3 protein-coding genes and 1 pseudogene are annotated in these 4,450 nt (G+C 42.9%); 2 read left to right on the forward strand and 2 right to left on the reverse strand.

Features of this window, described 5'->3' with window-relative positions; genetic code table 11:
* Nucleotides 1-590: 590 nt before the first annotated feature.
* A complete protein-coding gene (locus tag G493_RS0122245) occupies nucleotides 591-1,094 on the reverse strand; it encodes a hypothetical protein (RefSeq protein WP_028582136.1) in 504 nt (167 codons plus the stop codon).
* A gap of 371 nt (nucleotides 1,095-1,465) precedes the next feature.
* Here G493_RS0122245 and G493_RS35020 point away from each other — a divergent pair.
* Nucleotides 1,466-1,711, forward strand: a pseudogene (locus G493_RS35020) (IS1634 family transposase); the annotation flags it as partial.
* 8 nt (nucleotides 1,712-1,719) lie between these two features.
* On the opposite strand, the gene G493_RS0122255 reads toward G493_RS35020, so the two are convergent.
* Nucleotides 1,720-1,929: a hypothetical protein gene (locus G493_RS0122255; RefSeq protein WP_028582137.1), complete on the reverse strand. Its 210-nt coding sequence runs from the start codon at nucleotides 1,927-1,929 to the stop codon at nucleotides 1,720-1,722.
* A gap of 601 nt (nucleotides 1,930-2,530) precedes the next feature.
* Here G493_RS0122255 and G493_RS0122265 point away from each other — a divergent pair.
* Complete coding sequence (locus tag G493_RS0122265; protein ID WP_205623743.1) at nucleotides 2,531-4,204, forward strand: TonB-dependent receptor plug domain-containing protein; 1,674 nt, start codon at nucleotides 2,531-2,533, stop codon at nucleotides 4,202-4,204.
* Nucleotides 4,205-4,450: the final 246 nt, after the last annotated feature.

Below are 4,450 nucleotides of genomic sequence, written 5' to 3' on the forward strand. Positions count from 1 at the left end.
CCTTCATTGGTACTATGAGGCTATCCGACTCCCTGTGCCACATTTGCCTTCCTACCTCTTCAGTTGTCCGGCATACTCTTTGACTTCAAAAGAAGCACAGGGTCTCCCGGGTTGCCGTGTATTCACTATGTCAGACATGCCATGGTCTCTGACCCCGAGGAAGCAGGTAGCAACTTGCCATAGCGCTGGTACCTGTGTTGATTTCCACTTTTATTACAGTGTGATCCTTCCTGACGCGACAATTTCGTGGCTCAATCCCTTCAACCTTTCGGCTTACGGCCTATCTGCTCGCTGTCTTACGCTTAAAACTCTATGTTACCACAGAGCCTCCAAAGACTTGCTACCCGGTGGTTGGCCAACCTTCCGGGGCGGGGTTCACACCCGCTGAAATACACGACCTGGCCCGGCCGCACAATAAATCTATCCCGGTTTTTATTCGTCAGATTTTCAGAGATCATGTGGTCTCTACGGGGTTATTGGTCCCTTGAAACGCAACCAAAGTGGTTGTTCGGGTAAAAAAATGATAATAGTGCCCTCTTGGGACACTGCCAATTAATACGTCACGGATTCAGGGTTATGGCTATACCTTATCAATATTCCATGTCAAAGGCCCCACCATATGCAAATGATCCTGAAGAAGCTGTTCCACCAGTCTGAGCATAAATGGAAAAGATATCACCTGCTGCATAGCTTACTGTACCTGATATGACATCAACGGCTCCTGCGTTTGTTGAAGAGGTATAGGTTTTTGTAATGGCTGTATCTACACCATTTTTTTGTAATGTAATAGTACAAGAATCTCCACCAAGGTTATTTGTGGATATATAGATTGTGAAGTTTTTAATGGTACAAGCCCTAGTCACTGGGAATACATGGCCATCAAGAGTTGAACCATCCTGAGAACCTGCAATACCGGCATATCTAGGATCGGTATTGCTATTATTTGTTCCATTAAATACCTCAGTAGCAGTATCAGTGGCTGCCGCGGTCGAAGAATTTAATGGTACTACCACTACCTTGTCAGCAGAATGTACCGGATTTGAAACCAGAAAAATACTTGAAATTACAAATGCTACAAAAAGATATTTTTTCATAACCTTCCTCCTCATTAATTATTCAAACAAAAAATCGAGTTGTCTTATCAACATGGCAACCCGTTATTTTGTTAAGATCCGTGGTTTTCCCTCGTGCCATTCTCCACAGGTTAACTTTATCTTAGTTATAAAGTTTTATTTCATTAAATCTTTACACATAAACGATAGCCAAATGTGATAAAATCAACCATTGGCAACCTCAACGTGACGCATTTGATGAAAACTGAAGAGTCATCGTAAACAGCAAAACCATAGATCCTTATTAGCTAACTAACAGAAATATCCACGAACAGTCAAACACTATTGGCAGGGGTAAGGTGAACTTTTCCCAACAAAAAGCAAAAAGGGACAGAGTTATTTTTTCTGACGAAAAAAAAATAATGCAAGTGCAAGCTAAGCTCAGGAAGAAAGAACCCGAAAAAACCAAATTACTTATCAAGCTCGAAAAGAAACTGGATAACTGGATTGCACAGCGCTCACTTGCCTAAATATTGGATTGGTTTGACTGCATTGAAACGACGAAAGTACAGACTGTCATGAGTACTTATCGATGTTCTACCAAATCAGTGGCCGGAGACAAGCTGTTCTTGGAGTACTTGGGAGTGGAGATCAAATAGTGTACGCTTTAGACGACTTTCAAGGTATGTTCAGATTGCTCTGCCAGGACAGCAGCGTTGAACGTAGGAGGATTGGGGCGGGGCCAATCCCAGTGTATGCATATTTCCTTGAAAATTCTTGTGCGATTCCAAGAAGGGTTGCTCTGGATTAATTGTTGAATAAATTTAATATCCGAACTGAGTAATTGACGCCCCAGGATGACCATAATCTCATTCATGACCTCCAAGATAGAAGAAAAACGCTTTGGAGTTCAGGTGAAAATGGAATCACAGAACAGTTAAAACAAAGTGCGACAAAATGGTACTGGGCGCGTACTATTCTTACCTACAATATATTGCCATAGCAAGAGCATGCTTTGCGCTATATATTGTGTTTTTTTTGGCAAGTTAGAATAGTACACACCCAGTACCTATTCAAATACGTTGCGAGAAATGTACGCTGCAAAGCATACAATAATTCTCCTCAATTCTCTCCCTGCATAAAGGTCTATTTTTTCGTTGACCGTTATTCTTAAAAAGAATAACGTTTGCAAATTTTTACTGAGCTTCCCTTCTGCAAGGTTCCAGAAAACAGTTACAAAGTGCGCTGGCCGCGCCCCTGTTTCCTTAGAAAACCAATCATAAGCCTCGACACATGTCAGACAGGAGATATTGTCGATAGCCTGCATGATCCCATATTCGTTTAGAGACGGTGATAACTCATGGTTTGTGAACTCAAGCAGGATAAGAATTGTAGCCTTCATGAAGACAAGCTTTCAGGCGTAATAGCAACGCATGTTGCACTAGAATTAAGGAATAAAGATGAGACAGAAAAAACACATGAAAACACAACGTACTCTACCATCAGTTATTGCGCTTGCGGGTCTTTTATACCCTATGCAAGCCCAGGCTTTAGAGGATGTAGACCTGTCGCCCATAGTGGTTACCTCGACAATGGTAGAACAGCAATTGAGCCAGGCTCCTGGGACAGTACAAGTCATAGAAAGTAAAGAAATTGCGACCCTTGGCGCAGAAAGCGTCGCTGATGTACTTCTGCAGGCTGCAGGAATAAGTATTTCATCAGGATCAGGAAGAAGTAGAGAGATATCTATTCGGGGGTTAGGATCCGGCCATACCCTCTTACTCCTTGACGGTCGCAGATTAACCGGTGGCTATAATGCTACCGTTGATGCCAACCAGATACCCCTTGTTGTAATTGATCGCATTGAAATTGTGCGTGGCCCTGGATCTGCTATTTATGGAAGTGAGGCCACAGGAGGAGTGGTTAACATTATTACCCGGTCACCTTCAGAAAAAACTGAGGCAGCACTTGATGTTCGTGGAGCAACAGGTCAGGCAGCACAACAAAGCATACAGGCCATGGCAGGTTCATCTGTCGGCCCTCTCCGTGCTACGGCTGCAGTCAGTCATTCTGTACAGGACGGTTATGATACAGACATATATTCCGGACAGGAAATTGACGATACAAAACTGAGTTCAGTATACACAAGAGCTGCGCTGGATTTGCTAGAGGGACACCTTGTTTCTTTTGGTGGCGAATGGAATCATTTTGAACGGGAAGGTCTTCGCTATTACATGAAAAAATTGAGAGAACGCCAAGGGGATGATGAACGTTTGGGAGGCTATCTTCAATATGAATCAGACCAATCCGGCCCACTGAATATTATGGCCCGCCTATACGGTAATCATAGTGAAGGTTCCTATGATTTTTCTCCCCCGGCGGACGAACATGACAATGAGCGAGACCTCGGGCAAGCAGAATTACGAGCCTCGTATCGCACAGGTGAAAAATTCACTTTTACGGCAGGCGGAGAGGCGAGAAGGGAATCCCTGGAAGGCGACCAGATGAACATAGGGCATGAAGACGGTGAGTCGGAAAAAAGCCAAGCCATTTTCGGCCAGATCGACTGGAGCCCCTTTGAACGATTTAACCTTGTCAGCAGTTTGCGCTACGATGACTACGACAGTGCAGGTTCACACTTTACCCCCCGTATCATGGCCACACTCTTTTTCTCCAATGCCAAGGTTTGGACGAGTTATGGGCAAGGATTTCGCGCAGCAACATTAAACGAACTCTATGGTAAGGAATCAAAAAACCAGGGGAAAGACCTTTATATAGGCAACAACGACCTTGATCCAGAAACTTCGGAAAGCTATGAAGCAGGAATAGCTCTCCATAAAGAACGTATACATTGTTCACTGGTCTTCTTTTACAATGAACTTGAAGATCTTATTGAAGCACATGAAACAGGTACAACGGACGATATCACGACGTATGTTTATGCAAATGTTGAAAGTGCAGAAACATATGGTACTGAATTCGAAACAGGGATTACGGTAAATGATGCTATTGAATTACAAGGCCACCTGACATGGCTGAAAACCGAAAACAAGAAGACAGGATATGATCTTGCCAAAGAAGGGTGTAGCCGGTCTATATTAAAACTCTCTCAAGTTATCTATCTGTTTTTTCGTTGTATGCAAACCGCTTAATTCGACGCCCCCAGCCAAAATGTCGATTTTTGTAAATATAATTGAATTGTGATCCAGGCTCTTTTTGTGTCATTATCAGGGCAAGCGTACGACATGAACCGAGAAAAACTTTAATAACCTATTGAAAATAAAAATAAAGAAGGTGATATTCTGGCCAGACAGTGTATTCAACCATAGCTAACCGATTCAATACAATGGAGAAGCAATATGGTTGGACAAGTTACCTTGCTACAGAATCATAAAAAG

Origin of the sequence: Desulfogranum japonicum DSM 18378, from assembly GCF_000429945.1 — a bacterium.
GTDB lineage: Bacteria > Desulfobacterota > Desulfobulbia > Desulfobulbales > Desulfobulbaceae > Desulfogranum > Desulfogranum japonicum.